A 22,885-nucleotide genomic window follows, 5' to 3' on the forward strand; every position below is an offset into this window, starting at 1 on the left:
CCTCACGGCACAACTCGTCTTTGAACTCTTGGGTGAATCGTCTACGCGATGCGGACATGCTGCTCTCTCTTTCAGTAGCACCCTCATTTTAAGAGGGCCCACTGTCCGAGAACTCCTCGGCAGGCCACGGCCACCACACCCTGAAACACCACGGCGGGTGGGAAGTGAAACAAATGTCCCCGGGAGTACTGGAATGGACCACCCCCACCGGCCGGATCATCACCGACCAGCCAGACACCTGGCCCACCTTCACCGAAAGCTGAACGACCTCAGATACCTCGCCTTCGGCCAACCATTCGCTGCTCAAGGCTGATCAAGGCTGCTCAAGGCTGCTCAAGGCTGATCAAGGCTACGCCAGTCGCCGTCCGCTCCGGCGTGATCCTTCGTCATGTAGGTCAAGCAGTAGGCCGAGATGTGCACGCTTCAGCACCGGCTACCGTCGGTTGGGCCACTTTTCCTCACGCACAGATTGGCGAACGCAACCCACGGCTGGATTGTGAGCACTCTGCTGGTGGAGTTGCTCAACTATCTAGCTCTCCTTCGCCGATGGCGTCCTCGGCTTGGTGCAGGATCACGTGACCGATGATCGGTGAGAAGGTGACCGATGACACATGACAAGCGCGCTCATGATGGTCTCGAACCCGGTGGGGGCCACGCCATCCAGACGGTTGTGCTTTCAGCGTCGGCTGCACGTGCGCACTGCCCAGTTCACCATCGGTGGTTGCACGGGCCGCCACGCGCCTGGTGCTGCCTTCTGTCCGCTTCTGACTGAAGCGCCGTCCTAACGCGGATCGGGGCTGTCGGCTCCGTCGACGTCGAGCATCACTTCGTTGCGGCGAAGAAAGGAGGGGCGAAATGGCGGGTCGAACCGCGCAAAGCGCGGTTCACCCGTGGCCGAGAATCCTGCCGCAGCAATGGCCGATCGCAGTTGCGCGAGCTGACTGACGTAGCCTTCTTCAGTCCAACGGCCGCGGTAGCGGATCGCCGCGACGAGGCCCTCGGCAACAACTCGCAGCTGAACCCTGTCATTCTTCGGGCGAGGCGCCGAGTTGATGCTGAGCGCCGCTGGGAGCACGAAAGCAACAACGAAACTACCCTCTGCCCCGTCACCGGATCGCTCTTCGGCCTGCTGCTGCAGGACCGGCGCCGTCATCGCGATACTCGACGAGGAATCCTCCTGAATCACCGGCGCGGTCATCGCGACCTTCTCGCGTGATGCGTTTTCTCCGCTGATATACGCGAAAAGGTACCGGAACGCACGGTTGCCCGCATCTTTGAAGGGTCCCCCCACAATAACCTCGGCCACCAAGTGCTCAGGGTATCGCCGCAACTCGAAGAGGTCGTAGCTCCGCACGACATCGTAGGGTTGCTGTTCGGTCATCTCTTCAAACTACTCCGCCCGCCATCAGACGCGACGGATTCAGCTCTCGCCGATTCCATTGAGCAAACGACACATTGACCTAGCGACTGTCTGGCCACGAAGCTTCACGGTCGACCGGATAACCGACGAGTCCATCCGGTGTGACTGCCTCGGGCGGCGATTTCGAGTGCCGAGCCCGCCAGACACCCCAGGGAGGGCGTGCGAGGTGGCTGATCCCGGTGTCGGCCCCTCTCCTCGTGGCTTGGCGCTTCATCGAATTCGAACCAGCCGTGCGGGTTCCGATTGTGGTTTCACCTCTCGAAGGCAACAGACTCAGGGCGGGAAGTGCCTCAGACAATCACCTTGTGCGTCGACACCGTCCACGGTGACTCGCAGGACGAGCAACTGCTCACCACCACGAAACATTTCTGCCTACGCGTAAGCAGATCAGATGGCACACGAAGACGTGAATCAGGCGTGAAGCCAGCGTCGCCGCTTGGCGAAGCGCCTTGGCCGGGCAGTAGGTGCTACGGCGCTCAGTAGTGCTACAACGCTCAGTGGTTTTGCTACAGCGCTCAGTACAGCAGCATCGTGAGGCGGCGCCGCGCAGCGACGACTCGCGGATCGGTGGCGCCGGCCACCTCGAACAGTTCGAGAAGGCGGCCGCGAACACGATCCTTGTCGTCTGCGTCGAGCGACGGGTACAGCGTCAGCAATCGGTCGAAGGCATCCTCGATGTGGCCCCCGGAGAGGTCCAGATCGGCCACGGCCATCTGAGCGTCAGCATCGGCTGGGGATGCCGCCGCAGCGTTGCGGATCTCGTCGAGCGTTCGCCCCTGCAACCGGAACAGCAGGCTGACCTGGGCCAGGCCGGCGACAGCGAGTTCATCGCGCGGATTCTGGGCGATCGCTGTCTTGTATGCCTCGATCGCCGCCGGGTAGTCACCGCGCGTTGTGGCGTCATACGCCTCCTGGTGCAGCGGCGGCAGTGGCTCCTCCACCGGTTCTGCCGGGTTCTCTTGCTCGGCCTCGCCAGCGCCTTCGACCTGCACGGTACCCGAGATCCCATTTTCTGCGGCAAGCTGCAAGACCTGCTGGAACACATCGCGCACCTGCGCCTCCGGATACGCTCCCGCGAACAGAGGCGCCGGGTTACCGCCGATGAGGGCCGCAACTGTGGGTATCGACTGGGCCTGGAACGCCTGGCTCAGCTGCGGGTTGGCGTCGACGTCAACGGCAACGAGCACCAGTCGGCCCGCGAACTCGGCAATCAGCTTCTCCAACACCGGGGTCAGCTGTTTGCAGGGTTGGCACCATTCGGCCCACAGGTCGACGATCACGGGCACCGTCATCGACAATTCCAGGAATTGGCCGAAGTTGGCATCGGTGCCGTCGAAGATGAGGCCGGGCAACGTCACGTTTGCGGGCGCACCACCGGCACCGGGGGCCGAGCCATCGGCCGCAGCGGCCGGGCTGGCCGCACGGTTGACGAGCGAGGATAGGTCGACCGCACCGCGCAGGCTAGCGGGGTCGGCTGGGGGCATTGTCATTTGATCTCCGAGGAACTCATCAAGGACTGGCTGAAACCGAGCAGGACGATCTTGTCGCGGGACCCGATTGACGGCACATAGAACAGTAGTTGATGTAGATAGGTCGTGGTGATGCCCTTGGTCGATGCCTCGATACCAGAGAGCACCTTGGCGGCTCCGGTGGCTTCAACCGTGGCTCCGTCTTTCACGGGTTTCACCGTCTCGACCTCAGTCAGGTCGACGGCAACAATCGCACCCGAGTCGTTGGTTCCGAGCGCGAGAGTGGGACCGTCTCCCACGGCACTGGTGAATTCAAGCTTCGCGGTATCGGGAAGGTCTTTACGCTTCTGCTCCTTGTAGTCGAAGCCGACCGCGTCACGCAGACTGTCACCGGTGGAGCGAAAGATCGAGTAGTACTCGCTCTTCTTCCCCTTGTCGAGGATGTCGGAGTAGGCCATCGCCAACTGGTTCGGTGGCATCAACAGGAGTTTCGAATCCGGGGCGACGATCGGGGCGCCGATAGACGGCGGCGCGACCTTCGGGATGGTGACATCAGGCTCGAGCGAGACCGCGTATTCGACACGATAATTGTCACGCGGCGAAGTCTGGGTCATAAACATCGCAGTCGGTGCGACCTCGGTATCCTCCTTGTCCTGCACGATTGTGAAGACTGTGCGCGGCCATGAGTCGGTGGCCTGCGGAAGCGACAGCGTCAACGGAGTGCTCGGGATGGGTGGGAGCGCCGCATAGTCCTTGACCTTGCCGCGGATCTTATAGTTCGCCTCACGCATTGCCAGCGCAGACCCGGTCAAACGCTCGGCGGCAACAGCCTTGTCACGATCGGCGTCGGCTGTGCGCGTCACATCAGCGATGCGCCTGAGAATTGTCTCCAATTGCGGAGTCGAGACCGCGACCGGAACCGGCTCGGTCACTACTTCTGCCGGCGCATCGATCGGCGCGGGTGATGCCGATTGGCTCAGATCGGGCCAGGAATCCGGCGAGCATCCGGTCAGCACAAGAACGGTTGTCAAGGTCAACGGGATGAGGGCGGAAAACGACCTCGTAATGGCTCGGCGGCCACGGTGCGGCGTCTCAATCTCGCGCGGCTTGACCGGCTTCGGAGCTTTTGGAGGTTTCGGCATCTTGGGCCCACTCGATCGGCGCGGACCACGTGACCGGCGCATGTGACGCCAGGCCCACACATACAATCCCAGTCCGATCAGGAGCAGGATCCCGCCACCAACGATCAACGGCCCCGCCCAGGGGGTGGTGGCCTGCAGCGGCCAGGAGATGCGCACTTTCCCCGGAGCAGGTTGGGTGCCGTCGCTTGCGATGAGAACCGACATGTCCTCCGGAATATTCAACGGTTGGATCAATGCCTGGCTGGCATGGAACTCTTCCAGCCAGAGGTCGGATCCCGCTGGGTTCGGGCCGGGCACGCTGTCGGCTCCGTCCGCAGTTCCCACTTGGGTGGATTTGGCGCTGTCGGTCGCCTTCGCTGCCGGGGAAGGCGATGGGTCTGGTGCCGGCGTCGCAGGCGCTTCCGTTTCGCCCCCGGTTGCGGGATCGGCGGGCGGCGCTTCGATGCTGGTGGCGGTACTCAGCTCACTCGACAGGATATTGGCGGGGTCTTCAGCCTGCATGTTGATTGTGATGTTCGCAAATTGCTCATCGCCCAACCAGGCTTTCACATCAGAGGTTCGCGCGTAGGCCATGAATACTTCGCCCGTCCCGGTCACCGAAAGAGTCTGCCGACCCGGATTCGCGTTCAGCACGCTACCGTCGATCACGGTGAACGCCGGCGCTGCCTTCACTGTTGTTACCGCCGAGAACGTGTCTGGTGGAGCAAAAATGGTTCGCTGCGCGATCCCGCCGGCAATCATCGCCGCAGCGATGACAAACGCTGCGATGGCAAAGACAAATCGCACTGACTCTCCTCTTGTGTTGCCGGGCAACGGCACTTTCGGTCTGTCGAGACCGCACGGCAACAAACAAAGACAATCCACATTATCGGATGCCGCCCAAGCCACCTAACCTTCTCTGACTGGGAAAGAGCTTGAGAGCCCCTGAATCTGGGGCCATGCACCGTACACTCCCAGATGGCTAAACTCGGTTAGAGTTCGTCACCGCCCCCAGCGACCGCAACGAGAGTTCGGTTGAATATCACGAATTTCTTGCAGCATCGACCGAGGAGAACAATTGTCCACAGACGAGTCCGCCTTCACCCAGGCATTCCGTGGCTACGACAAGACCGAGGTCGAGAGTGCCCTGAACGACCTACGGCGTGAATTGATCAAGGCGAATACCCAGAGTGCGGATGCGGCCAAGGAGGTCAAGCGCCTCAGACTCCAGATCGACGAGTTGAACGCGGAGTTGGAAGAGGTCGGCAGCCCAACCTATTCCGGGCTGGGCAGCAAACTCGAGAACATGTTGCGCGTCGCCGAGGACCAGTCGACCCGGGTGATCGCCCAGGCCGACATCGATGCTCAAAAGTTGCGAAAGTCGGCCGCCGCAGAGATCGACCAGTTACGCACCGAGGCGGCAACCCACACCGAGCGCCTGATCTCCGAGGGCAGAGCCCGAGCCGAGGCCCTGCTGCGCAACGCTCAGGCAGAAACAGAGGATGCCCGGGCACGCGCGGCCGAGGACGCAGCCGTCATCCGCCAGGATGCACTCAACGAGGCATCCGGAATTCGGGGACAGGTGGCCACCGAGGCTGCGGAGACCCGTGCCACCAGCAAACGTGAGTCTGCCGCCATTCGTTCGGCTGCCGAACGCGAGGCCGCCGAACTACGCGTCGTGGCGACCCGCGAGGCGAATGCCGCCCGAGAAGAAGCCTCCGCCCTCTCGCGCGAAACAGAGTTGACTCGGGCCGAGGTGGCGGCCCAGCTCGACCAGGAGCGCGCCGACCTTGTTCGTGAGTCGGAGCAGGCTCGCATGGATCTGGCCGCCGCCACCGAGCAGGCGCGAATCGAACTCGAGTCAGCCACCGAGCAGACTCGGCTCGATCTCGCCCAGCAGAGTGAACGGGACCAGAGCGAGCTCGACGCGCGCACAGAAAAGGCCCGGATCGAACTCGAATCGGCGACCGAGCAGGCTCGCATCGAGCTTGAATCCTCCAAAGCCGAAGCTCACGCCCACCTCGAGGCCGAGACCCAGCGCCGCCACGCCGAACTCGAGGCCGAGGCGGCGAGCACTCGCGCACGACTGGCGACCGAAGCCGAGCAGGCGCGGGCCGCCCAGGCGACCGAAGCCGAACAGACCCGGGCGGCGCTGGCTCTCGAGACCGAACGGAACCGCGCCGAGATAGCGGCTGCGCGCGAGCAGGCTGTGATCGATAACACGCGCGAGCAGGATTCGGTGCGATCCGAGTTTCAAATCGAAATGGACACCGCACGAGCTGACTTTCTCCGCTCCAGCGAACAGGCCCGAATCAAGTTGGAAGAAGAACTGGCCGCCCGAACGAAGAAGGTGGAGGATGCGGCAGCCGCTCAGGCCGCAGAGACCGAGCAGGCCAGGATCGACCTCGACGTGGAGCTCAAGGCCCGACGGGAGGAAGCGGATGCCGACTACCTGAAACGGCACCAGGATGCGGTCGCCCAGACGCAGAAGTACCTCGATGAGGCCAACAGCGCCCTTGCCGAAGCAACCCGTCGGGCGGCGGAGAAGAAACAAGAGGCCGACGCGGCCGAATTGGCCGCGGTGACCGATGCGCGGGCCATCCGGGAGAGCGCAGAAGATGACAGCGCGCGCAAGCTCGCCGAGACCTATGAGCGTACCCAGGCGATGGAGCGCGAGGCCGAGGAGCGCACGCGGGCGCTGGTGGCCGACGCCGAGGACCGGCTCGAGCGCATCCGGGTCGAACGCGACACCGTGGCGGGCTACTTCTCCAACCTGCGCGGGGTTCTCTCCCAGGCGGAGATGGTCACGCACGACACAGGAGCCCGGATCGCGCAGACTGCATCGGTCCCGGAGGCCGCAGTGCTCGACGGCGCTCCCTCTCTCGAAGATGCTGAGCCTGGCAAGGGTGCGGCCTCCGATTCTGAGCCCGACGAGGCTAAGGCCCACGATGCTGAGGCCCACGATGCTGAGGCCGCTCCCGCCGAAGACACGGAAGTCGACATCCACGACCGCACCGTAGAGAACGCCTGACCGGCGCAATACAGAACGCACCGCGGGGGCCGATGCAGATGAAGATCCAGAGTCCGTTCAGAACGGCGTTGCTCGGCACGCTCGGAGTGGGCCTCGGCCTCCTGATCTTGGGGATGGTGGCCTCGCTGGCCACCATCATCACCTACATCGGTGTCGCCATCTTCCTCGCGCTCGGACTCGAGCCGCTGATCTCCTGGTTGGAGAAGAAGAAGCTGCCCCGCTGGGCGGCAATCCTGACCGTGGTGATCGGAGTCATCGGAGTCTTCGTCGGTCTCGTCTTCGCGATCGTGCCGGTCATCATCGAACAGGCGACCAGCCTGGTCAACACGATCACGGAATCACTGAAGGGCATTGCCTTCGAAGATGCGCTCGCCTGGGTGGATGCCCAGTTCGGCCAGTACTTCGATGTGAACGAGGCATGGCAGGCGGCCCAGAAATGGCTGCAGGACCCGACGAACATCGGCGAACTCTTCGGCGGGGCGTTCAACGTGCTCTCCGGCGTGACCGCCGGCCTCTTCGGCAGCATCATCGTTCTCATCCTCACTCTCTATTTCACTGCATCACTGGACACCATGAAGCGGTCTTTGTACCAGTTGGTTCCCGCATCAAGCCGGGCTCGCTTTGCCGGCATCAGCGAACAGGTGACCGACGCGGTTGGCCGGTTCGTGATCGGCCAGATCGCACTCGCCCTGGTCAATGGTGTGCTCACCTTCATCTTCCTGTCCATCATCGGCGCCAAGCTCCCGGCAGTCTTCGCGTTCGTTGCTTTCACCCTGTCGCTCATCCCCCTGGTCGGAACCATCAGCGGTGCCGTCATCATCACCCTCAGCCAGTTGCTGCTCGCCTCCCCCGGCACCGCAATCGCGGCAGCCATCTACTACCTTGTCTACATGCAGGTGGAGGCATACTTGCTGAGCCCCAACATCATGAGCCGCGCAGTCTCCATCCCCGGGGCAGTCGTCGTGATTGCCGCACTAGCCGGAGGAACCCTTCTGGGGGTTCTCGGTGCATTGGTTGCCATCCCGATCGCGGCATCAATTCTTCTCGTGGTCAAACAAGTCGTGATCCCGAGGCAGAACGAACTCTGAGTTTACTGTTGAGCCGGAAAGCCAAGCTCGAACCTGCCCCGGTTGCGATCAGCTGATCGACCAGCACTGGGAGTGCCAGTGCCGTCGGGAGTCAAGGTCTGAGCGGTCCCCGAGCACCCCATCGGCGCGCCACACCACTACATGCGCCACGCCAGCGGCGACAGGAAGCTCACAACCCGGGCACCGGTAGCTCTTGACCGCCTGTCGCGCACTGATCGGCTGCACGTTCCATTCGGCCCCCCGGCGCGCCTCGGTGCGACGCCAACCCGCGAGAAGATTCTCCAGCCCGGGTGATTCGGCCGGCTCACTGCGTTGCTCACCCGATCGGCGAGAGCGCCGATCGGAGCGGTTGTGTCGTGGCATCCTGATGCAAGTCCTGACGTGAGTTGCCGAAGGCAGTGGAAGGCGACGTTCGCCCGCATCCAGCATCTCGCACCGAGCGGCTGAGTGACCGGTTTCTGAATGCCGGGCTACAAGTACCTAATACCAGCCGTTGCTCTCCGAGTGGCCCCAGGCCCCACAGGGCGATCCGTAGCGGTTCTGAATGTAGCCCAGGCCCCATTCGACCTGCGTGGCTGCGTTGGTCTCCCAGTCTGATCCAGCAGATGACATCTTGTTGCCCGGCAGCGACTGCGGAATGCCGTAGGCACCGCTGGAGGGATTCATCGCGTTCACATTCCACCCGGACTCGCGGTTCCAGAGGGCGACCAGACAGCTGAAGTCCCCTTCGCCCCACCCGCGCGCGAGCACGGCACCGTGTGCGTAGGCCTGGGCCGAACCCGGGTCGGGAGATGCGGCAGCTGGAGCGTTGTAGACCGTTTCTTCGACCGGTGGTGGTGGAGGTGGTGGCGGCGGGGGCGGGGGCGGGTCTTCGACCGTGAACCCGTCCCTCGTGACCGCGAGGTCAAAGCCTCCCGCGACTTGAACCGTCTGCATCTCGTGCGCCGAATATCGGGCCTCGAGCTGGAAGTACGGCATTGCGGTCGCACCCGAGTACGGGTCAACGACGTTCACGAACACGAAGGCGGTGACCGCGGTGAATGCGAAGACAATAAGCGCGACGGGGGTTCTCAAGCCGGGCCTGCGATAAGGCATTACCGCCGTGGCGCGGGGCTGGGAATGCTCAACACGAGCGCGATAATTTGTCACAATTCCTCGATTTTAGCCCAGATCAGGAAAAATTCACAGTCTGCAACCGTGTGGTCACCGAACCGCCAACATCACGTCGATGACCCCGTCCAGAACGAGATCGACCTGGGTCTCGTCGTAGCCGCGCCGTTCCGGTGAAAACACTGCGGTGCGCACCTCGTCGACAGTCACCGCGGTGCCCTCTTGAAAATAGGAGACGATTCGCTGCGCAAACGCGTCGACCTCCTTGCGGCTGTAGCCGGTGGTCAACGATCCGGCCCGTCTGAATTTCTCATTCGCCGGACGCAGCAACCGATCCAGAATGACCTGGGCATCCTGCCGGGCAAGCTGCAACAGGCCCTCCGCGCCCAACTGGGCGGCATTGCGATCCCTTTCGCGCTGCGCAAAGGCGTCTTCCAACCGTTCCATCGCAGCATCGACATGTCTGGGCGAGTACCCACCCTTCTGCATCACGAAGGCGGTGTGGCGGATCTCCTTCGAGACGAGCTGGGGGGTCTCGGCATCTGCGGCGTCGTAGGCACGTCGGGCGTCTTTGAGAAAATCTTCGACTTGCTCGACGTTGTATCCGAAAACGGATCGTTTGGTGCGCGGAAACGTATTGCTCATGACCAGCATTCTCCTAGACGAAGATCACGAACAGCACGAACGCGGCCGCGGCAGAGGGAAGAATCGAGTCCATCCGATCGAGGAGTCCGCCGTGCCCGGGCAGCCAAGAACTCATGTCTTTGATCCCGAGGTCGCGTTTGATCAGGGATTCGGCCAGGTCACCCAACGTAGCCGTGAACACCATGGTCGCTGCGAAGATGACTCCAACCCACCAGGGCTGGTCGAGCATGAAGAGGGCGAGCAGTATTCCGGCGATCATCGCGACAACGACTCCCCCCGCGAACCCCTCCCAGGTCTTCTTCGGACTGATCAACGGTGCCATCGGGTGCTTGCCGAAGTTGAGGCCACTCGCATACGCCCCTGTATCGATCGAGACGACGAGAATGAGGAAGGCGAGCACCCACCACTGGCCCCCGTTGTTCTGGGCCGCGAGAAGCACCGAGAACGACGCGAGAAAGGTGACGTACACCTGCACGAACGCGCCAGCCGCGATATCGCGCCACAGCGACGTGCTGTGCCCGCGAAGAGCGGGAATGGAGTACTCGACGATCCGCCAGAGCGAGACGAAGGCAATTCCGGCGAGCACGCTGTACCAGAGGCCCGTGGCACCCAAGTAGTAGGTGCATGGCACGACCGCCAGCGCCGTGAGCACGGTGGGGATGCGCGGGATATCGCGGCCGGCGCGTCGTAGCGCGCTGGCGAACTCGAACACGGTGAACGCGATCAACAATCCGGCGAAGACCATGAACAGTGCCTTGATGAATACCAGGCTGAGCACGAGAAGCGACCCCAGACCGATCCCGATCAGAATCGCCATGATCAGGTTGCGGCCGGTTCTGGCTTCAATCCGTTCGTTCGCCTGATCGATCTGGGCGCGGGTGACCTGCATCTGGTGTTCGATGCCGGCGCGCCTCTTCTTCACGCGTTTACGGAACGCCGAGCGTTCGGTATCGCTCGCCTCTCGGGGCGCGGCGGGGTCGGGGCCTTTCGCGTCGTTGTCCATGACCACCTAGATCTCGAGGAGTTCAGCTTCCTTGCGCTTCAACGCGTCGTCGATGGCGTCGACGTGATTCTTGGTAACCGCTTCGAGTTCCTTCTCGGCGCGCGCCACCTCGTCGTCGCCCACCTCACTCTTCAGCGCATCCAGCTCATCCTTGGCCTTGCGGCGCACGTTGCGCACCACCACCTTCGCTTCTTCGCCCTTGGCACGAACGATCTTCACATAATCCCGGCGGCGATCCTGAGTCAGCTCCGGCAGGCTCGCCCGAATCACGATGCCGTCGTTGCCGACGTTGGCGCCGAGGTTCGGGGTGTCGCGGATGCCCTGCTCGATGTCGCGCAGTGCACTCTTGTCATATGGGGTGATCAGCAGGGTTCGCGCGTCCTGGTTGTGCAGGGATGCCAGCTGCTCAAGTGGCGTGGCGGTGCCGTAATAGTTCACCATGATCTTCTGGAACAGTTGCGGGTTCGCCCGGCCGGTGCGCACGGTGGCGAAGTCTTCTTTGGCCGACTCGACGGCCTTGGCCATCTTGTCTTTGGTTTCGGTCAGTACAGTCGAAATCAATTTTGCTCCCTCTTCGGTTCGTCAGGCCAAGTTTAGTTGCTGACCAGTGTGCCAAGTTTTTCGCCGAGGATTGCCCTCGTGACGTTCCCAGCCGGCGCCATCCCGAACACCTGCATCGGCATATGGTTGTCCATGCAGAGGCTGAAGGCGGTCGAGTCCACGACCTTGAGCCCTGATTGCAGGGCGTCAAGGTAGGTGATCGCGTCGATCTTGCTCGCATCGGGGTTGACTCGTGGGTCGTCGGAATAGACTCCGTCCACACCGTTCTTGGCCACCAGCACGACGTCGGCGTGGATCTCCAGAGCACGCTGCGCGGCGACCGTGTCAGTGGAGAAGTACGGGAGTCCGGCACCGGCGCCGAAGATGACGACGCGGCCCTTCTCCATGTGCCGGATGGCGCGCCTCGGGATATACGGTTCGGCGACCTGGATCATCGAGATCGCTGACTGCACCCGGGTCTCGGCACCGGCCTGCTCCAGAAAGTCCTGCAGCGCGAGGGCGTTCATCACCGTGCCCAGCATTCCCATGTAGTCTGCCCGCCCACGGTCCATGCCGCGTTGGGAGAGTTCGGCACCCCGAAAGAAGTTGCCTCCACCGACGACGATCGCCACCTCGACGGTGAGCGCCGCTTCGGCGATCTCCCGGGCGAGGGCGCTGATCACATCGGGGTCGACCCCGACCGACCCGGCGCCGAAGGCTTCTCCGGAAAGTTTGAGCAGAACTCTGCGTGGTGCTGTGGCTTCCGACATCGGCTGTCTTCCTTCTGGTTCGAGATCAGTTCAAAGCTATCGTGTTCCGGCTCCGCACGATCACATCACGGCACGATTCCACGAGTGTGCGGGCGCAAAAAGGGAGTCCGAATCGCATCAGCGATTCGGACTCCCCCGTGGCACCTCAGGCGCCGACTTTGAACCGGGCAAACCCGGTGATGGTCAGCCCCGCATCGGCGATGACCTTGGCGACGGTCATCTTGTTGTCCTTCGCGTAGTCCTGCTCGAGAAGTGCGACCTGCTTGAAGTAGCCGGTCAGGCGCCCCTCGATGATCTTCGGCAGGGCAGCCTCAGGCTTGCCCTCGTTGCGGGAGATCTCTTCAACGATCTTGCGCTCCGCCTCGACCAGCTCAGCCGGAACGTCGTCCCGTGAGAGGTACTCGGGGTTGGCGAACGAGATGTGCTGCGCAATGCTGCGGGCCGTCTCGGCGTCGCCACCGGAGTAGCCCACGACCACGCCGACCTGCGGTGGCAGGTCTTTGTTGGTCTTGTGCAGGTAGATCTCGTGGGCCGGGCCCGCGACCTGGGCGACGCGACGCAGTTCCATCTTCTCGCCCAGGATCGCTGCCTGATCGTTGATGAGGTCGGCAACAGTGCCCGCATCCGATGGAGCGGCCACGGCCTCGTCCACGGTCGCGGCGCCGGCTGCGGCTACCGCGGCCAGCACGCTGTCGGCCAGGGCGATGAACTTCTCGCCCTTCGCAACGAAGTCGGTCTCGCAGGCGAGCTCGATCATGGTTGCGGTCTCGCCGGAGACGGTTGCAGCGACCAGGCCTTCAGAGGTGGAACGGTCAGCGCGCTTCGCGTTGCCCTTCGCCCCCTTCAGGCGCAGAATCTCAACGGCCTTCTCCATATCGCCACCGGCCTCGACCAAAGCGTTCTTGGTGTCGACCATGCCGGTGCCCAGTCGCTCGCGCAGGCTTTTGACTGCTTCAAGTGTGACGTTTGCCATGGATATGAGTTCCTTTGCTTATTCGGTGTCGGCTGCGGATGCCGGGGCGACGACCTCAGGGGCCTCGGCAGCAGCGGCTTCCTCAGCCGGTGTCGGTTCGTCCTTTGCGGTCTCTTCCGCGGCGACCGACTTCTCGGTCTCGACAGAGGACTGCTCGGGGGTGGACTCGGTGGCGCGCTCATCGGGAGCGGTTTCAGCCGCGGCGTCGGTGGAAGCCTTCAACAATTCGGCCTCCCATTCAGCCATCGGCTCGACCGGGGCGTCGGTCTCGTCGCTCTTCTGGTGACGCTTGATGAGACCCTCGGCTGCGGCATCCGCGATGATCCTGGTCAGCAGGCCGACCGAGCGGATCGCGTCGTCGTTGCCGGGAATCGGGTACTGCACCTCGTCGGGGTCGCAGTTGGTGTCGAGGATCGCGATGACCGGGATGCCCAGTTTGCGCGCCTCGTCAATGGCGAGGTGCTCCTTCTTGGTGTCAACGATCCAGAGCGCTGACGGGGTTTTGGTGAGGTTGCGGATACCACCGAGCGAACGCTGCAGCTTGGTGAGCTCACGCTTCTGGATCAAGAGCTCCTTCTTGGTGTAGCCCTTGGTCGTGTCGTCGAAGTCGACCTCTTCCAGCTCCTTCATGCGCGCAAGCCGCTTGGAGACGGTCTGGAAGTTGGTGAGCAACCCACCCAGCCAGCGCTGGTTGACGTACGGCTGGCCAACGCGCTGCGCCTGCTCGGCGATTGCGCCCTGGGCCTGCTTCTTGGTTCCCACGAAGAGGATGGTGCCGCCGTGCGCCACGGTTTCCATGACGTAGTCGTACGACTTGTCAATGTAGGTCAGCGACTGCTGCAGGTCGATGATGTGGCTGCCGGAACGCTCGGTCAGGATGAATCGCTTCATCTTGGGGTTCCAGCGGCGGGTCTGGTGTCCGAAGTGCACACCGCTGTCGAGCAGCTGTCGGATTGTTACTACGGCCATCTGCCGTGCTCCTGATTCTGGGCTCCCGGGAACCATCCAAACCTGCACGCGGCAGTGTTACACGCGGCAGTGTTTCGATGGTGCTCGGGCTTCATAGCCCCTCGGTTTTCCGCGGTGACCTGTTGGCCAACGCGCCTGGTGCCCGGCACGAATCCGCCCGGTTCTTGCGAACAGGGACCGATGGATACGGAGGCCGATTGGGCACGCGTAGTCATCCCGACACGCGGGATGCTTCCCCCACCCTATCAGCCAAATGAGTACAGCTGAACCCAAAAGGACACAGCCGAGCCCGAAAGGACACAATTCAGCCCGCACGGCGACACTTTTTCACGCCTCCTCCCCCACCGTTCCTTTGCTCGAACGACTCACAGTTCCCGCATCCGCCCGATTGCGATAGAGACAGATGCCACAGGATGGCAGGCATGAAAGTGCGATTCCGCGTTGCAACGCTGCTTGCGGTCGCCGCGTTGTCTTCGCTTGCCCTGTCCTCGGCTGCGGTGGCCTCCGTGACGATCGCTGCAGATTATTCGGCCGCCACTGCACCCACTACGCCCGCTGCGTCCACTACGCCCGCTGCGTCCACTGCACCCACTGCACCCACTGCCATCACCACTGCCGAGGTGGGGCTGATCGTTGCGGCGTCTGAGCAACCGAACTGGCAGTGGCCCGTTCAGTCTCCGTGGGAGATCCGGCGCGAGTTCGTCGCGCCCGCATCCCAGTACGGTGCCGGCCATCGCGGCGTCGACCTGGGTGTTGGTGCGCGCGACGAGATCGTCTCACCGGCCGATGGCACGGTGTTCTTTGCCGGGATGGTGGTCGACCGTCCCGTGATTTCAATCCGTCACGCCGATGGCCTGATGTCGAGCTTCGAACCGGTGGCATCCGATCTGGTCGCCGGACACGAGGTGGTGCGGGGAGCCCGGATCGGCCGGGTCGCCTCCGGCGGGCACTGCGCCGATTCGTGCGTGCACTTCGGGGTCCGGTTGCACGGGCACTACATATCCCCGCGGCTCCCACTGGGAGTTCTGCCGCGGGCGGTCCTGCTCCCGGTCAGCGGCGGCTGAGCGCTGGGCGGTGCCTGAACGCTGGATGGTGCCTGAACCCTGGGTCGGGCAACTCACGCCCGGGGGTGGGCCGTGCGGTATGAGGCCTTCAGTCGTTCCGCCGAGACGTGCGTGTACACCTGGGTCGTGCCCAGGCTCGCGTGGCCCAGCAACTCCTGCACCGCACGCAGGTCAGCGCCACCGTCGAGCAGGTGCGTCGCCGCCGTGTGACGGAAGGCGTGCGGCCCCGAGGGCCCGGTGCCGGGCACCTGGTCGAGCAGCTTCGAGACCAGACGGTACACCGAGCGGGTACCCAGACGATGTCCGCGGGCGGAGAGGAACAACGCCGATTCGGCGGGCGCCCTGGGCTGATCCCTGAGCAGATGCGGTCTGCCCTGGCGCAGGTAGTCGACGATCGCGTTCTGGGCGGGAACCCCGAAGGGAACCACGCGTTCCTTCGCCCCTTTGCCGAGCACCCGCACGGTCAAATTGTCCAGGTCGGCGTCTGCGACGTCGAGGCCGACCAGTTCGGACACTCGAATCGCCGAGGCGTACAGCAGTTCGATGATGGCAAGATCGCGCAGGTCCCCGGCATCGCCATCCCTGGCCGCGGCGGTCAACCGGTCGAAGATCTCGGCGATTCCCTGCTCGTGGATCACCCGGGGCAACGCGCGATCGGGGCGAGGCGAACGCAACCTCAGTGCCGGGTCGACCGGGATCTGTCCGGTGCGGGTCAGCCACTGGGTCAGACTCCGGGCTGCAGCGGCCCGCCGCGCCAGTGTTGCTTTAGCCAGTTCGTCACGGCTGGCCTGCCACAACCAGTCGCGCAGCAGCTCGAGCGAGACGTGTTCGGGCCGCTCGACGCCGAGGGTGCCGGCGAACTCCGCCAGAGCAGTCAGATCGGAGCGGTATGACCTGAGTGTGTGCGGGGAGAAGCCCCGCTCAGCTGACAGATGGCCGATGAACTCACCGATCACCCCGCTCCAGCCGGATGGGAGGCTCGACTTCGCGCTGTCGCCCTCGTCACTCACTGGGTGCCGACTCGTCACTCGGCCCGTCCTCGCTCGGTGCGTCGTCACTCGGTGCGTCTTCACTCGGTGCGTCGTCACTCGGTGCGTCTTCACTCGGTGCGACGTCGTCTTCGCCCTGGTCATCCGTGGGCATCCGTGAGAAGGCGTCTCGCCTGCCGTCCGCGTTCAGATTGCGCATCGAGGCGAGAAAATCGGCGCCGATTCCACTGACCTGGCGAAAATTCCCCAGGGGAACGGCCGAGTGCACCACCTGATCGTCGTGCACGTGCACGAGGCTGAAGGATTGCCCACCATCGATGCCGTGAAGCTCGTCAACGGGCGCCGACAGATCCATGGTGTAGCTGGTGGCACCGGCAACGAACACCGGAATGCCGGCGCAGTTGCCGGCTGTGGTGTAGTGCACGTGTCCCGCGAGGATCGCTCGCACATCGGTGTTCTTGATCGTGTCAGCAAAGAGATGTTGATCGGCCAGCTCGAGAATGTCGAGCACCGCCACCGGGGTTGGAACCGGCGGATGGTGCATGGCGATAATTGTTCCGAACCGAGCAGGGCTGCGCAGGGTTCGGGCCAGAAACTCGAGTTGGGCCGGCTTGAGCTCACCGTGGTGGAACCCGGGCACGGAGGAGTCCAGGCTGATGATGCGCAGTCCATTGACCTCGATCACACCGTCCACCGGTTCCCGGTCTGCAGGCTGGTCCAACAGTTCGGTGTGGAAGACCTCACGTTTGTCATGGTTGCCCATCACCCAGACCACGGGTGCGCCCAGGCGATTTGCGGTAGCGTCGACTGCTCGGCGTGCCCGGCGGTAGGCATCAGGCTCACCACGGTCGGTGATGTCTCCGCTGACGACGATCGCGTCGGGACGGATTCCCGAAGTCTCCAGCTGCTCGAGTGCACGCTGCAACTGTCCCTCGGTGTCGACGGCGCCGAAGAGCAGCTGACCGCCCGACAACAGGTGAAGGTCACTGAGGTGAACGATCACGTGGGTCGGGCGCGGGTGCTGACCCATCCGCCCTGCCAGTTCAGTCATCGTGAAATCCTACTTCGGCGACCAGGGCATTTCCCGGGGCGCTCAGCTCCAAATGTCGTCGCCGCGCAGTGATGCGTCGGCGCCGCCGTCGATGTAGATGGTCTGCCCGGTTGTGTGCGTGTTCTCCTCACTGGTGAGCCAGGCGAGCAAGCGCGCGATCACCACAGCTTCTGAGTGGTAGTTGAGTGGCATTGGCACGTGGGAGTCCACCATCTTCGCGCCCTCTTCAGTCGAGAGGAGGTCTTTGGTCATGGCGGTGATAACCGTGCCGGGCGCCACCGCGTTCAGCGGGATACCCGCACCAGCCCACTGCGGGGTGATCGATTCGCGGCGCACCCACCGGCTCAGTGCACGCTTGCTCGACGGGTAGTTGAGGTAGCCGGCCTCGGGGCCCTTCTCGGCCAGTGCGCCGCCGATCTCGAGGGCCGTCGCCTCATCTCCGGCCAGCATGGCGTCGATCAGTTCGGCCGAGTTCGGCTGCAGGGTGGCCATGGAGCTGACCACAGCCGCCCGCGGAGCCTCGCTTCTGGCCAATGTGGGCGCGAGGGCGGCGAGAAAGTCGGTCACGCCGAAGAAGTTGACGGCCACGGTGAGCGGGACCGGTGCCGAGATCCCGGCGGCGGCGATCACGGCGTCGATGGAGCCGTCTGCTGCGGCCAGCACCTCGGCGACGGCCTTCGAACGGCCCTCGGCGGTGGAGAGGTCCGCCTCGACATCCGCGTTGCGGAGATCGACTCCGATCACCCGGAAGCCGCGCTCCCGAAGCAGCTCGGCCGTGGCGGCGCCGATTCCCGATGCGGACCCAGTGACGACATACGTTCGAGACATGATGCCAGCCTACGGGCTGGCGCTGTCATTCGGCTCGGCCGCGTTGCGTGTCTACCGCGGCGCGCGGCAGCATTTCCAGAATGATGCCCGGCAGAAGTACGAGCGAAAACAGGGTGCGGTGGGCATCCGGGTCGCCACAACCCAGTTGCGCTCTCAGTCACCAAAGCCAACCTCGTTCACGTGATCGATAGCCAGGGGCGACCGGAATGCGACTGCGCGCAGGTGATATGGGCCAATTCAAACGCGAGGTGATGTTAGCGTTGTGATCCGACCACGCAAAGGAGTGCAGTCATGGCGAAGAAGAACTACTCCGCTGATCAGCAGGTCGATCGGCTGCGAATCTACAACGTCGTTGCGGGGAGTTTGCACCTGTTGCAAGCCATCGCCTTCGCCATCGCTCTCACCATGCTCAGCACCCAGGTGCTGTTCCCAGTAACGGCGGATTACCTGGCTGGCCCTCCCGGTGCTCCCGTGCCGCCCGAGCGAGTGACTGTGTTCGAGATCAACATCGGCGTCGGGGTCGTCGTGTTCCTCGCCCTCAGTGCCTTCTTCCACTTCCTGATCTCCAGCCCGTGGTTCTTCGGCCGCTATAAGAATGGTCTTCTGCAGAATCACAACTACTTCCGATGGACCGAATACGCCCTCAGCTCGTCAATCATGATCTGGCTGATCCTGGCCATCAACGGGGTGACCGATATTGCCGCCTTGTTCGCAGTCTTTGCGTTGAATGCAGCGATGATCCTCTTCGGAGCACTGCAGGAGAAGTACGAACAGCCGGGCTCCGGCGGAATGTTGCCTTTCATCTTCGGTTCGATGGTCGGCAGCGTACCCTGGATCATTATTCTCATCTACTTCCTTCGCATCGGGAGTGAGAGCGGTGTTGCCGCGCCCGGCTTCGTCATCGGCATTGTCATCTCCTTGTTCCTCTTCTTCAATACTTTCGCTGTCAACCAGTGGCTTCAGTACAAGCAGGTCGGCAAGTGGAAGAGCTACTTGCAGGGCGAGCGCACCTACATCACGCTGAGTCTGGTCGCGAAGTCGGTGCTCGCCTGGCAGGTATTTGCGGGCGCCATCGTCCCCGCGATCACCGGCTGAGTGTGCCCCACAGCTCCCAGTGACAAACGGGGGCGCGGGTCCGGTCCAATCCTGCAGGTCGACCAGCTCTGGAACGGCGCCGAGGTCCTGATGAGAAGATTGCGCTCGAGCATGATTTTGCCCGTCACGTCGAGGGGCTGAAGGCGGCCAGCCAGCCGGTATCGGTGTTGCGTGCCCGGTCATCCAGCTCGAGAGTGCCGAGACCGGAACAGACCTGCCCGACCGACATGCCCGCGCGCCTGGCGACATCTTCCACCGTTCGGCTGCTGCGGGTACTCAACGCGTCGAGGATCCGTACTTGATCTGACGAGAGATCCGCGGCGCCCACTGCAGCCAGCCGACCGGCGGCACCGCGACCTTCATCGGCGCTGGATGCCGGGTCGAAGGTCACGATTTCGGCCATCTGGGCTGCGTTGGTGACACAGACCGCATCGTAGTCGCGCAACAACCGGTGACATCCCGCAGAAGCCGCACTGGTTACCGGCCCGGGCACCGCACCCAGTGGTCGACCGAGTGAGGCCGCATGATTGGCGGTGTTCAACGAGCCCGAGCGGAAACCCGCCTCCAGGACCACCGTCGCGGCGCTCGCCGCTGCAATCAGCCGATTCCGCTGCAAAAAACGCCATTTCGTCGGTGCAGTCCCACACGGCAGCTCGGAGGCCACCACTCCCACCTGCGCGATCCGGCTCAAGAGGGCATCGTGCCCACTCGGGTAAAACCTGTCCACCCCGCCGGCGAGGAACGCAACCGTGCGACCTTTACTGGCCAGCGCTGCCCGGTGGGCCATCCCGTCGATTCCGTAGGCGGCTCCGGAGACGATGGTGAACCCGCGGTCGACCAGCCCGGCTGACGCCTCCATGGTGACGTGCTCGCCGTATCCTGTGGCCGCCCGCGCCCCGACCAACGCGATCGACGGGTTGTTCGACGCCCACACGTCATCGCTCCCCCGCCACCACAACGCGATCGGAGCATTCATGGCGAGGTCATCCAGTCCGGCCGGCCACAAGGCGTCGCCGGGAATCAACAACCGGGCTCCGATGCGGGCGGCCTGCTCCAACGATCGCAAAGCAGTGTCCGAACTGATACGCGGCAACCATCGCTTCAGGGCCTCCGAAATTTGAGGGCCCAGCCTCAACGCCAGCTGCGAACCCTCCTCGACGGGGTCAGTCGCCCCGTCGACCAGTTCCACGATCCAGCGGCGGGTGCTCCACCGCTCGATCAGTCCTGTCAGGGCGCGGCTGGCGCCCAGCATCTGAGTGACCATGCCCGCGACCGAGTCTCCCGGTTCGGCGATTCCCGACCAGGTCGCCCGCGCGAATACCTCCGCCTCGACCTCGGGGTCTCGTTCCGCGACCGCACTCGAGTCACCAACGTTCTCGGAGCCAGTGCCGCTCCGTCGCGGACGTGGCGGCCGTACCGCCCGGGTCGCCGCAGCCACCCGCAACCGGTCCAACTTGAAATCAGTCATGCTCATATTCCCTTCCTGAAATACAGCGCCCTGCCGACGTGGTCCGCCGTCGGGGAGCCAGATCCATCCAGATCGCTGATGCTCCACGCCACCCGAATCACCCGGTCATAGCCGCGCATGGTGATCCCACCCCGCTCCAGGGCGCGGTCGAGTACAGCGGTGACCGGGCGCCCCAACGCCGCAGGCCCGGTGCGCAACCACGACCCGGGCACCTGCGAGTTCGTCACCCACGGGGTCTGTTTCAAGCGGTCGGCAGCCAAGGCACGCGCCGCCTCGACCCGGCTGCGCGCCGCAGCAGTTGTCACCTGGGGCCGGTCACCAACCATCCGCAACTGCGCAGCCGTCACCCGCTGCACACCCAACTGGATGTCGATGCGATCAAGCAACGGGCCCGAGATTCTCGCAAGGTAACGACGCCTCGCACTCGGCGGGCAGGTGCACTCCTGATCGCCGGCCCCGTACTGCCCACAGGGGCACGGGTTCGCTGCCATCACCAGCTGGAACCGGCCCGGATAGTGCGCCACAGCGTTCGCACGGTGAATGCTGATCAGTCCCGACTCCAACGGCTGACGAAGCGAATCCAGCACACTCGACCGAAATTCTGGAGCCTCATCCAGGAACAACACCCCGTCGCTGGCGCGCGCAGCGGCACCGGGGCGGATCACCCCGCTTCCGCCACCGATCATTGCGGCCGCTGTCGCGGTGTGGTGCGGGTTCTCCAGCGGGGGTCGGGTGACCAGCGCGTCGCCGAGCACGCGACCCGACAGCGACTGGATCGACGACACCTCAAGCGACTGCTCGGCCGTGAGGTCGGGCAGCAACCCGGGTAGCCGAGCGGCCAGCATCGTCTTTCCGGCACCCGGCGGCCCAAGCAGAAACATGTGGTGCCCGCCCGCTGCGGCCACCTGCAACGCATCTATTGCGGACTCATTGCCGATCACGTCGGCCAGATCGAGCGCTGTGACGTCTTCTGCCGGGGCAATCACGCCCGGTTTGGGCAGGATCGCCTCCACCTCGCGCGGTTCGAGGTCGACCCCGTGCCAGATGGCTGCGTCGCGCAGGCTTGCGACCGGGATGATGCGGGCCCCCGGCACGAATTCGGCTTCGGCGGCATTGCCTGTGGGCACCATGACGGTGGTCATCCCCGCCCGAACCGCTCCCAGAACAGCGGGCAGTATGCCGAAAACCGGCCTTAGTCTGCCGTCGAGCCCGAGCTCCCCCAGGTGCACCACCCGACTCGCGCTCTCGGCCGGGATGTCTCCCGTCGCGACCAGGGAGGCAATAGCAATGGCCAGGTCAAAACCGGAACCCTGTTTCGGCAGCGCCGCCGGTGACAGGGCAATGGTGATCTTATGCCCGGCGATGCTGCAACCGGAGTTCGCTGCCGCCGCCCGCACCCTTTCCCTGGCCTCGTTGAGCGCGGCATCCGGCAACCCGACCAGCACGATTTTCGGCAGCCCGCTGGAGATGTCGGCCTCGACCTCGACGATCGACCCGGTCAACCCCAGAAGGGCCACCGCGTAGGTTCGGCCGAGACTCATCAGAACACCCGCTCCAGATGTTCCAACTGCGGTTCTGAGCCGTGCGGTGCGATCACCGCGATCACGTCGACCCGAATGCGTGGCACTCGGTCAGAGCCCTGAGCGCACCACGCATAGGCCAACCGGTTCATCCGCGCCAGCTTGGCCGTCGTGATGGCCTCGAATGGGTGCCCAAATTTCAGTCCAGACCGAGTCTTCACCTCGACGAATACCACTTCTCCCCCCTGCCACGCGATGATGTCGATCTCTCCCTGATCGCACCGCCAATTGCGGTCGAGGATCGCATAACCCTTTTCCACCAGGTAGCGGGCGGCAAGCTCTTCGCCCATTCGCCCCAGGTCGTCTTTGCCCGCCATCGCATCCTCCTGCAACGAGCCTGCGGTGCGGTGGCGGGCTACCCGAGCGGAAGAAACGAAAATGTGCACAACCCAGCCACGCCATCCCTCCCGGGGAGGGGCTCCAGCAGATCAACAGCAATGTCCAGCATTGGTGCGCTCAGGGCGTCATTGCAGCCGTCACCGAGTGCACGTTCCTCGCAGAACCACGCCCACACTGAGGTCAATGCGCGGTGGATTCAACCGGTGCCCGGACACGAGCGATCCGCACTTGTCACCATATGCCGTAGCGGCCGGTGCCTGCATCGAGCACCATGACTCATCGCGCTCACGGCACTGAGCACCCTTTGGAACACTTCGCTCAAGATCAAACCG

The 22,885-nt window shown here is 63.8% G+C and carries 22 protein-coding genes; 5 read left to right on the plus strand and 17 right to left on the minus strand.

The annotated features are described in order from the left end of the window. Nucleotides 1–781: 781 nt before the first annotated feature. The 3 genes from DL891_RS10285 to DL891_RS10295 form a co-directional block, all read right to left on the minus strand. Nucleotides 782–1,381, minus strand: a complete 600-nt coding sequence (locus DL891_RS10285; protein ID WP_111720353.1) for a heme-binding protein — start codon at nucleotides 1,379–1,381, stop codon at nucleotides 782–784. 554 nt (nucleotides 1,382–1,935) lie between these two features. Next, nucleotides 1,936–2,910: a tetratricopeptide repeat protein gene (locus DL891_RS10290; RefSeq protein ID WP_111720354.1), complete on the minus strand. Its 975-nt coding sequence runs from the start codon at nucleotides 2,908–2,910 to the stop codon at nucleotides 1,936–1,938. Further along, a complete protein-coding gene (locus tag DL891_RS10295) occupies nucleotides 2,907–4,817 on the minus strand; it encodes a hypothetical protein (protein ID WP_111720355.1) in 1,911 nt (636 codons plus the stop codon). Before DL891_RS10295 ends, DL891_RS10290 begins: the two co-directional genes overlap by 4 nt. A 271-nt stretch (nucleotides 4,818–5,088) precedes the next feature. On the opposite strand from DL891_RS10295, the gene DL891_RS10300 reads away from it, so the two are divergent. Both DL891_RS10300 and DL891_RS10305 read left to right on the plus strand, forming a co-directional pair. Further along, entirely contained in the window at nucleotides 5,089–7,041 is a 1,953-nt protein-coding gene (locus DL891_RS10300) for a hypothetical protein (protein ID WP_198668852.1), read from the plus strand. A gap of 38 nt (nucleotides 7,042–7,079) precedes the next feature. Further along, the gene (locus DL891_RS10305) at nucleotides 7,080–8,129 is read left to right on the plus strand and encodes an AI-2E family transporter (RefSeq protein ID WP_111720544.1); all 1,050 of its coding nucleotides are present in this window, start codon (nucleotides 7,080–7,082) and stop codon (nucleotides 8,127–8,129) included. Between the two features lie 48 nt (nucleotides 8,130–8,177). Here the strand turns inward: DL891_RS10305 and DL891_RS17490 are convergent, their stop codons facing one another. From DL891_RS17490 to rpsB, 8 genes are all read right to left on the minus strand, one after another. Further along, nucleotides 8,178–8,492: a hypothetical protein gene (locus tag DL891_RS17490; protein WP_111720356.1), complete on the minus strand. Its 315-nt coding sequence runs from the start codon at nucleotides 8,490–8,492 to the stop codon at nucleotides 8,178–8,180. A 117-nt stretch (nucleotides 8,493–8,609) separates the two neighbouring features. Continuing rightward, on the minus strand, nucleotides 8,610–9,203 hold the full coding sequence (locus DL891_RS17495) for a lytic transglycosylase domain-containing protein (RefSeq protein WP_232819110.1): 594 nt from the start codon (nucleotides 9,201–9,203) through the stop codon (nucleotides 8,610–8,612). A gap of 129 nt (nucleotides 9,204–9,332) precedes the next feature. After that, on the minus strand, nucleotides 9,333–9,884 hold the full coding sequence (locus DL891_RS10320) for a DivIVA domain-containing protein (RefSeq protein WP_111720545.1): 552 nt from the start codon (nucleotides 9,882–9,884) through the stop codon (nucleotides 9,333–9,335). A 13-nt stretch (nucleotides 9,885–9,897) separates the two neighbouring features. Then, complete coding sequence (locus DL891_RS10325) at nucleotides 9,898–10,887, minus strand: phosphatidate cytidylyltransferase (RefSeq protein WP_232819111.1); 990 nt, start codon at nucleotides 10,885–10,887, stop codon at nucleotides 9,898–9,900. 6 nt (nucleotides 10,888–10,893) lie between these two features. Then, nucleotides 10,894–11,448 carry a ribosome recycling factor gene (frr, locus tag DL891_RS10330; protein WP_111720357.1) on the minus strand — a complete coding sequence of 185 codons (555 nt, stop codon included), beginning with the start codon at nucleotides 11,446–11,448 and terminating at the stop codon, nucleotides 10,894–10,896. Between the two features lie 32 nt (nucleotides 11,449–11,480). After that, nucleotides 11,481–12,197 carry a UMP kinase gene (gene pyrH, locus DL891_RS10335; RefSeq protein ID WP_111720358.1) on the minus strand — a complete coding sequence of 239 codons (717 nt, stop codon included), beginning with the start codon at nucleotides 12,195–12,197 and terminating at the stop codon, nucleotides 11,481–11,483. A gap of 145 nt (nucleotides 12,198–12,342) precedes the next feature. Continuing rightward, nucleotides 12,343–13,170 carry a translation elongation factor Ts gene (tsf, locus tag DL891_RS10340; protein ID WP_111720359.1) on the minus strand — a complete coding sequence of 276 codons (828 nt, stop codon included), beginning with the start codon at nucleotides 13,168–13,170 and terminating at the stop codon, nucleotides 12,343–12,345. A gap of 18 nt (nucleotides 13,171–13,188) precedes the next feature. After that, the gene (gene rpsB / locus DL891_RS10345; RefSeq protein ID WP_111720360.1) at nucleotides 13,189–14,139 is read right to left on the minus strand and encodes a 30S ribosomal protein S2; all 951 of its coding nucleotides are present in this window, start codon (nucleotides 14,137–14,139) and stop codon (nucleotides 13,189–13,191) included. A gap of 422 nt (nucleotides 14,140–14,561) precedes the next feature. Between rpsB and DL891_RS10350 the strand changes: the two genes are divergently transcribed. After that, nucleotides 14,562–15,203: a M23 family metallopeptidase gene (locus tag DL891_RS10350; RefSeq protein WP_111720361.1), complete on the plus strand. Its 642-nt coding sequence runs from the start codon at nucleotides 14,562–14,564 to the stop codon at nucleotides 15,201–15,203. A gap of 53 nt (nucleotides 15,204–15,256) precedes the next feature. Here the strand turns inward: DL891_RS10350 and DL891_RS10355 are convergent, their stop codons facing one another. Genes DL891_RS10355 through DL891_RS10365 form a run of 3 tightly spaced genes read right to left on the minus strand, consistent with a single transcriptional unit; the run spans nucleotide 15,257 to nucleotide 18,071 of the window. Continuing rightward, nucleotides 15,257–16,231, minus strand: coding sequence for a tyrosine-type recombinase/integrase (locus DL891_RS10355; protein ID WP_198668869.1), 975 nt, complete (start codon nucleotides 16,229–16,231; stop codon nucleotides 15,257–15,259). Beyond that, on the minus strand, nucleotides 16,206–17,243 hold the full coding sequence (locus DL891_RS10360) for a phosphodiesterase (RefSeq protein ID WP_111720363.1): 1,038 nt from the start codon (nucleotides 17,241–17,243) through the stop codon (nucleotides 16,206–16,208). The genes DL891_RS10355 and DL891_RS10360 overlap by 26 nt, the downstream gene beginning before the upstream one ends. Before the next feature lie 42 nt (nucleotides 17,244–17,285). After that, nucleotides 17,286–18,071 carry an SDR family oxidoreductase gene (locus tag DL891_RS10365; RefSeq protein ID WP_111720364.1) on the minus strand — a complete coding sequence of 262 codons (786 nt, stop codon included), beginning with the start codon at nucleotides 18,069–18,071 and terminating at the stop codon, nucleotides 17,286–17,288. Here DL891_RS10365 and DL891_RS10370 point away from each other — a divergent pair. Both DL891_RS10370 and heR read left to right on the plus strand, forming a co-directional pair. Next, nucleotides 18,070–18,255 carry a hypothetical protein gene (locus DL891_RS10370; protein ID WP_111720365.1) on the plus strand — a complete coding sequence of 62 codons (186 nt, stop codon included), beginning with the start codon at nucleotides 18,070–18,072 and terminating at the stop codon, nucleotides 18,253–18,255. The genes DL891_RS10365 and DL891_RS10370 overlap by 2 nt on opposite strands. Before the next feature lie 107 nt (nucleotides 18,256–18,362). Then, a complete protein-coding gene (gene heR, locus DL891_RS10375) occupies nucleotides 18,363–19,166 on the plus strand; it encodes a heliorhodopsin HeR (RefSeq protein ID WP_111720366.1) in 804 nt (267 codons plus the stop codon). A 124-nt stretch (nucleotides 19,167–19,290) separates the two neighbouring features. Here heR and dprA read toward each other — a convergent pair whose 3' ends face one another. Genes dprA through DL891_RS10390 form a run of 3 tightly spaced genes read right to left on the minus strand, consistent with a single transcriptional unit; the run spans nucleotide 19,291 to nucleotide 22,531 of the window. Beyond that, a complete protein-coding gene (gene dprA, locus DL891_RS10380) occupies nucleotides 19,291–20,634 on the minus strand; it encodes a DNA-processing protein DprA (RefSeq protein ID WP_111720367.1) in 1,344 nt (447 codons plus the stop codon). A 2-nt stretch (nucleotides 20,635–20,636) separates the two neighbouring features. Further along, entirely contained in the window at nucleotides 20,637–22,175 is a 1,539-nt protein-coding gene (locus DL891_RS10385) for a YifB family Mg chelatase-like AAA ATPase (protein WP_111720368.1), read from the minus strand. Continuing rightward, nucleotides 22,175–22,531, minus strand: coding sequence for a YraN family protein (locus DL891_RS10390; RefSeq protein WP_111720369.1), 357 nt, complete (start codon nucleotides 22,529–22,531; stop codon nucleotides 22,175–22,177). The genes DL891_RS10385 and DL891_RS10390 overlap by 1 nt, the downstream gene beginning before the upstream one ends. Between the last annotated feature and the right edge of the window lie 354 nt (nucleotides 22,532–22,885).

This window comes from Homoserinimonas sp. OAct 916, assembly GCF_003260275.1.
Classification (GTDB): domain Bacteria; phylum Actinomycetota; class Actinomycetes; order Actinomycetales; family Microbacteriaceae; genus OACT-916.

Coding starts and splice junctions, on each gene's coding strand:
- DL891_RS10290 (WP_111720354.1), bottom strand. CDS start 2,910: ATGACAATGCCCCCAGCCGACCCCGCTAGCCTGCGCGGTGCGGTCGAC.
- DL891_RS17490 (WP_111720356.1), bottom strand. CDS start 8,492: ATGCCACGACACAACCGCTCCGATCGGCGCTCTCGCCGATCGGGTGAG.
- heR (WP_111720366.1), top strand. CDS start 18,363: ATGGCGAAGAAGAACTACTCCGCTGATCAGCAGGTCGATCGGCTGCGA.
- DL891_RS10325 (WP_232819111.1), bottom strand. CDS start 10,887: ATGGACAACGACGCGAAAGGCCCCGACCCCGCCGCGCCCCGAGAGGCG.
- tsf (WP_111720359.1), bottom strand. CDS start 13,170: ATGGCAAACGTCACACTTGAAGCAGTCAAAAGCCTGCGCGAGCGACTG.
- dprA (WP_111720367.1), bottom strand. CDS start 20,634: ATGACTGATTTCAAGTTGGACCGGTTGCGGGTGGCTGCGGCGACCCGG.
- DL891_RS10285 (WP_111720353.1), bottom strand. CDS start 1,381: ATGACCGAACAGCAACCCTACGATGTCGTGCGGAGCTACGACCTCTTC.
- DL891_RS10370 (WP_111720365.1), top strand. CDS start 18,070: ATGATGCCAGCCTACGGGCTGGCGCTGTCATTCGGCTCGGCCGCGTTG.
- DL891_RS10350 (WP_111720361.1), top strand. CDS start 14,562: ATGAAAGTGCGATTCCGCGTTGCAACGCTGCTTGCGGTCGCCGCGTTG.
- rpsB (WP_111720360.1), bottom strand. CDS start 14,139: ATGGCCGTAGTAACAATCCGACAGCTGCTCGACAGCGGTGTGCACTTC.
- DL891_RS10360 (WP_111720363.1), bottom strand. CDS start 17,243: ATGACTGAACTGGCAGGGCGGATGGGTCAGCACCCGCGCCCGACCCAC.
- DL891_RS10390 (WP_111720369.1), bottom strand. CDS start 22,531: ATGGCGGGCAAAGACGACCTGGGGCGAATGGGCGAAGAGCTTGCCGCC.
- DL891_RS10385 (WP_111720368.1), bottom strand. CDS start 22,175: ATGAGTCTCGGCCGAACCTACGCGGTGGCCCTTCTGGGGTTGACCGGG.
- DL891_RS10365 (WP_111720364.1), bottom strand. CDS start 18,071: ATGTCTCGAACGTATGTCGTCACTGGGTCCGCATCGGGAATCGGCGCC.
- DL891_RS10320 (WP_111720545.1), bottom strand. CDS start 9,884: ATGAGCAATACGTTTCCGCGCACCAAACGATCCGTTTTCGGATACAAC.
- DL891_RS10305 (WP_111720544.1), top strand. CDS start 7,080: ATGAAGATCCAGAGTCCGTTCAGAACGGCGTTGCTCGGCACGCTCGGA.
- pyrH (WP_111720358.1), bottom strand. CDS start 12,197: ATGTCGGAAGCCACAGCACCACGCAGAGTTCTGCTCAAACTTTCCGGA.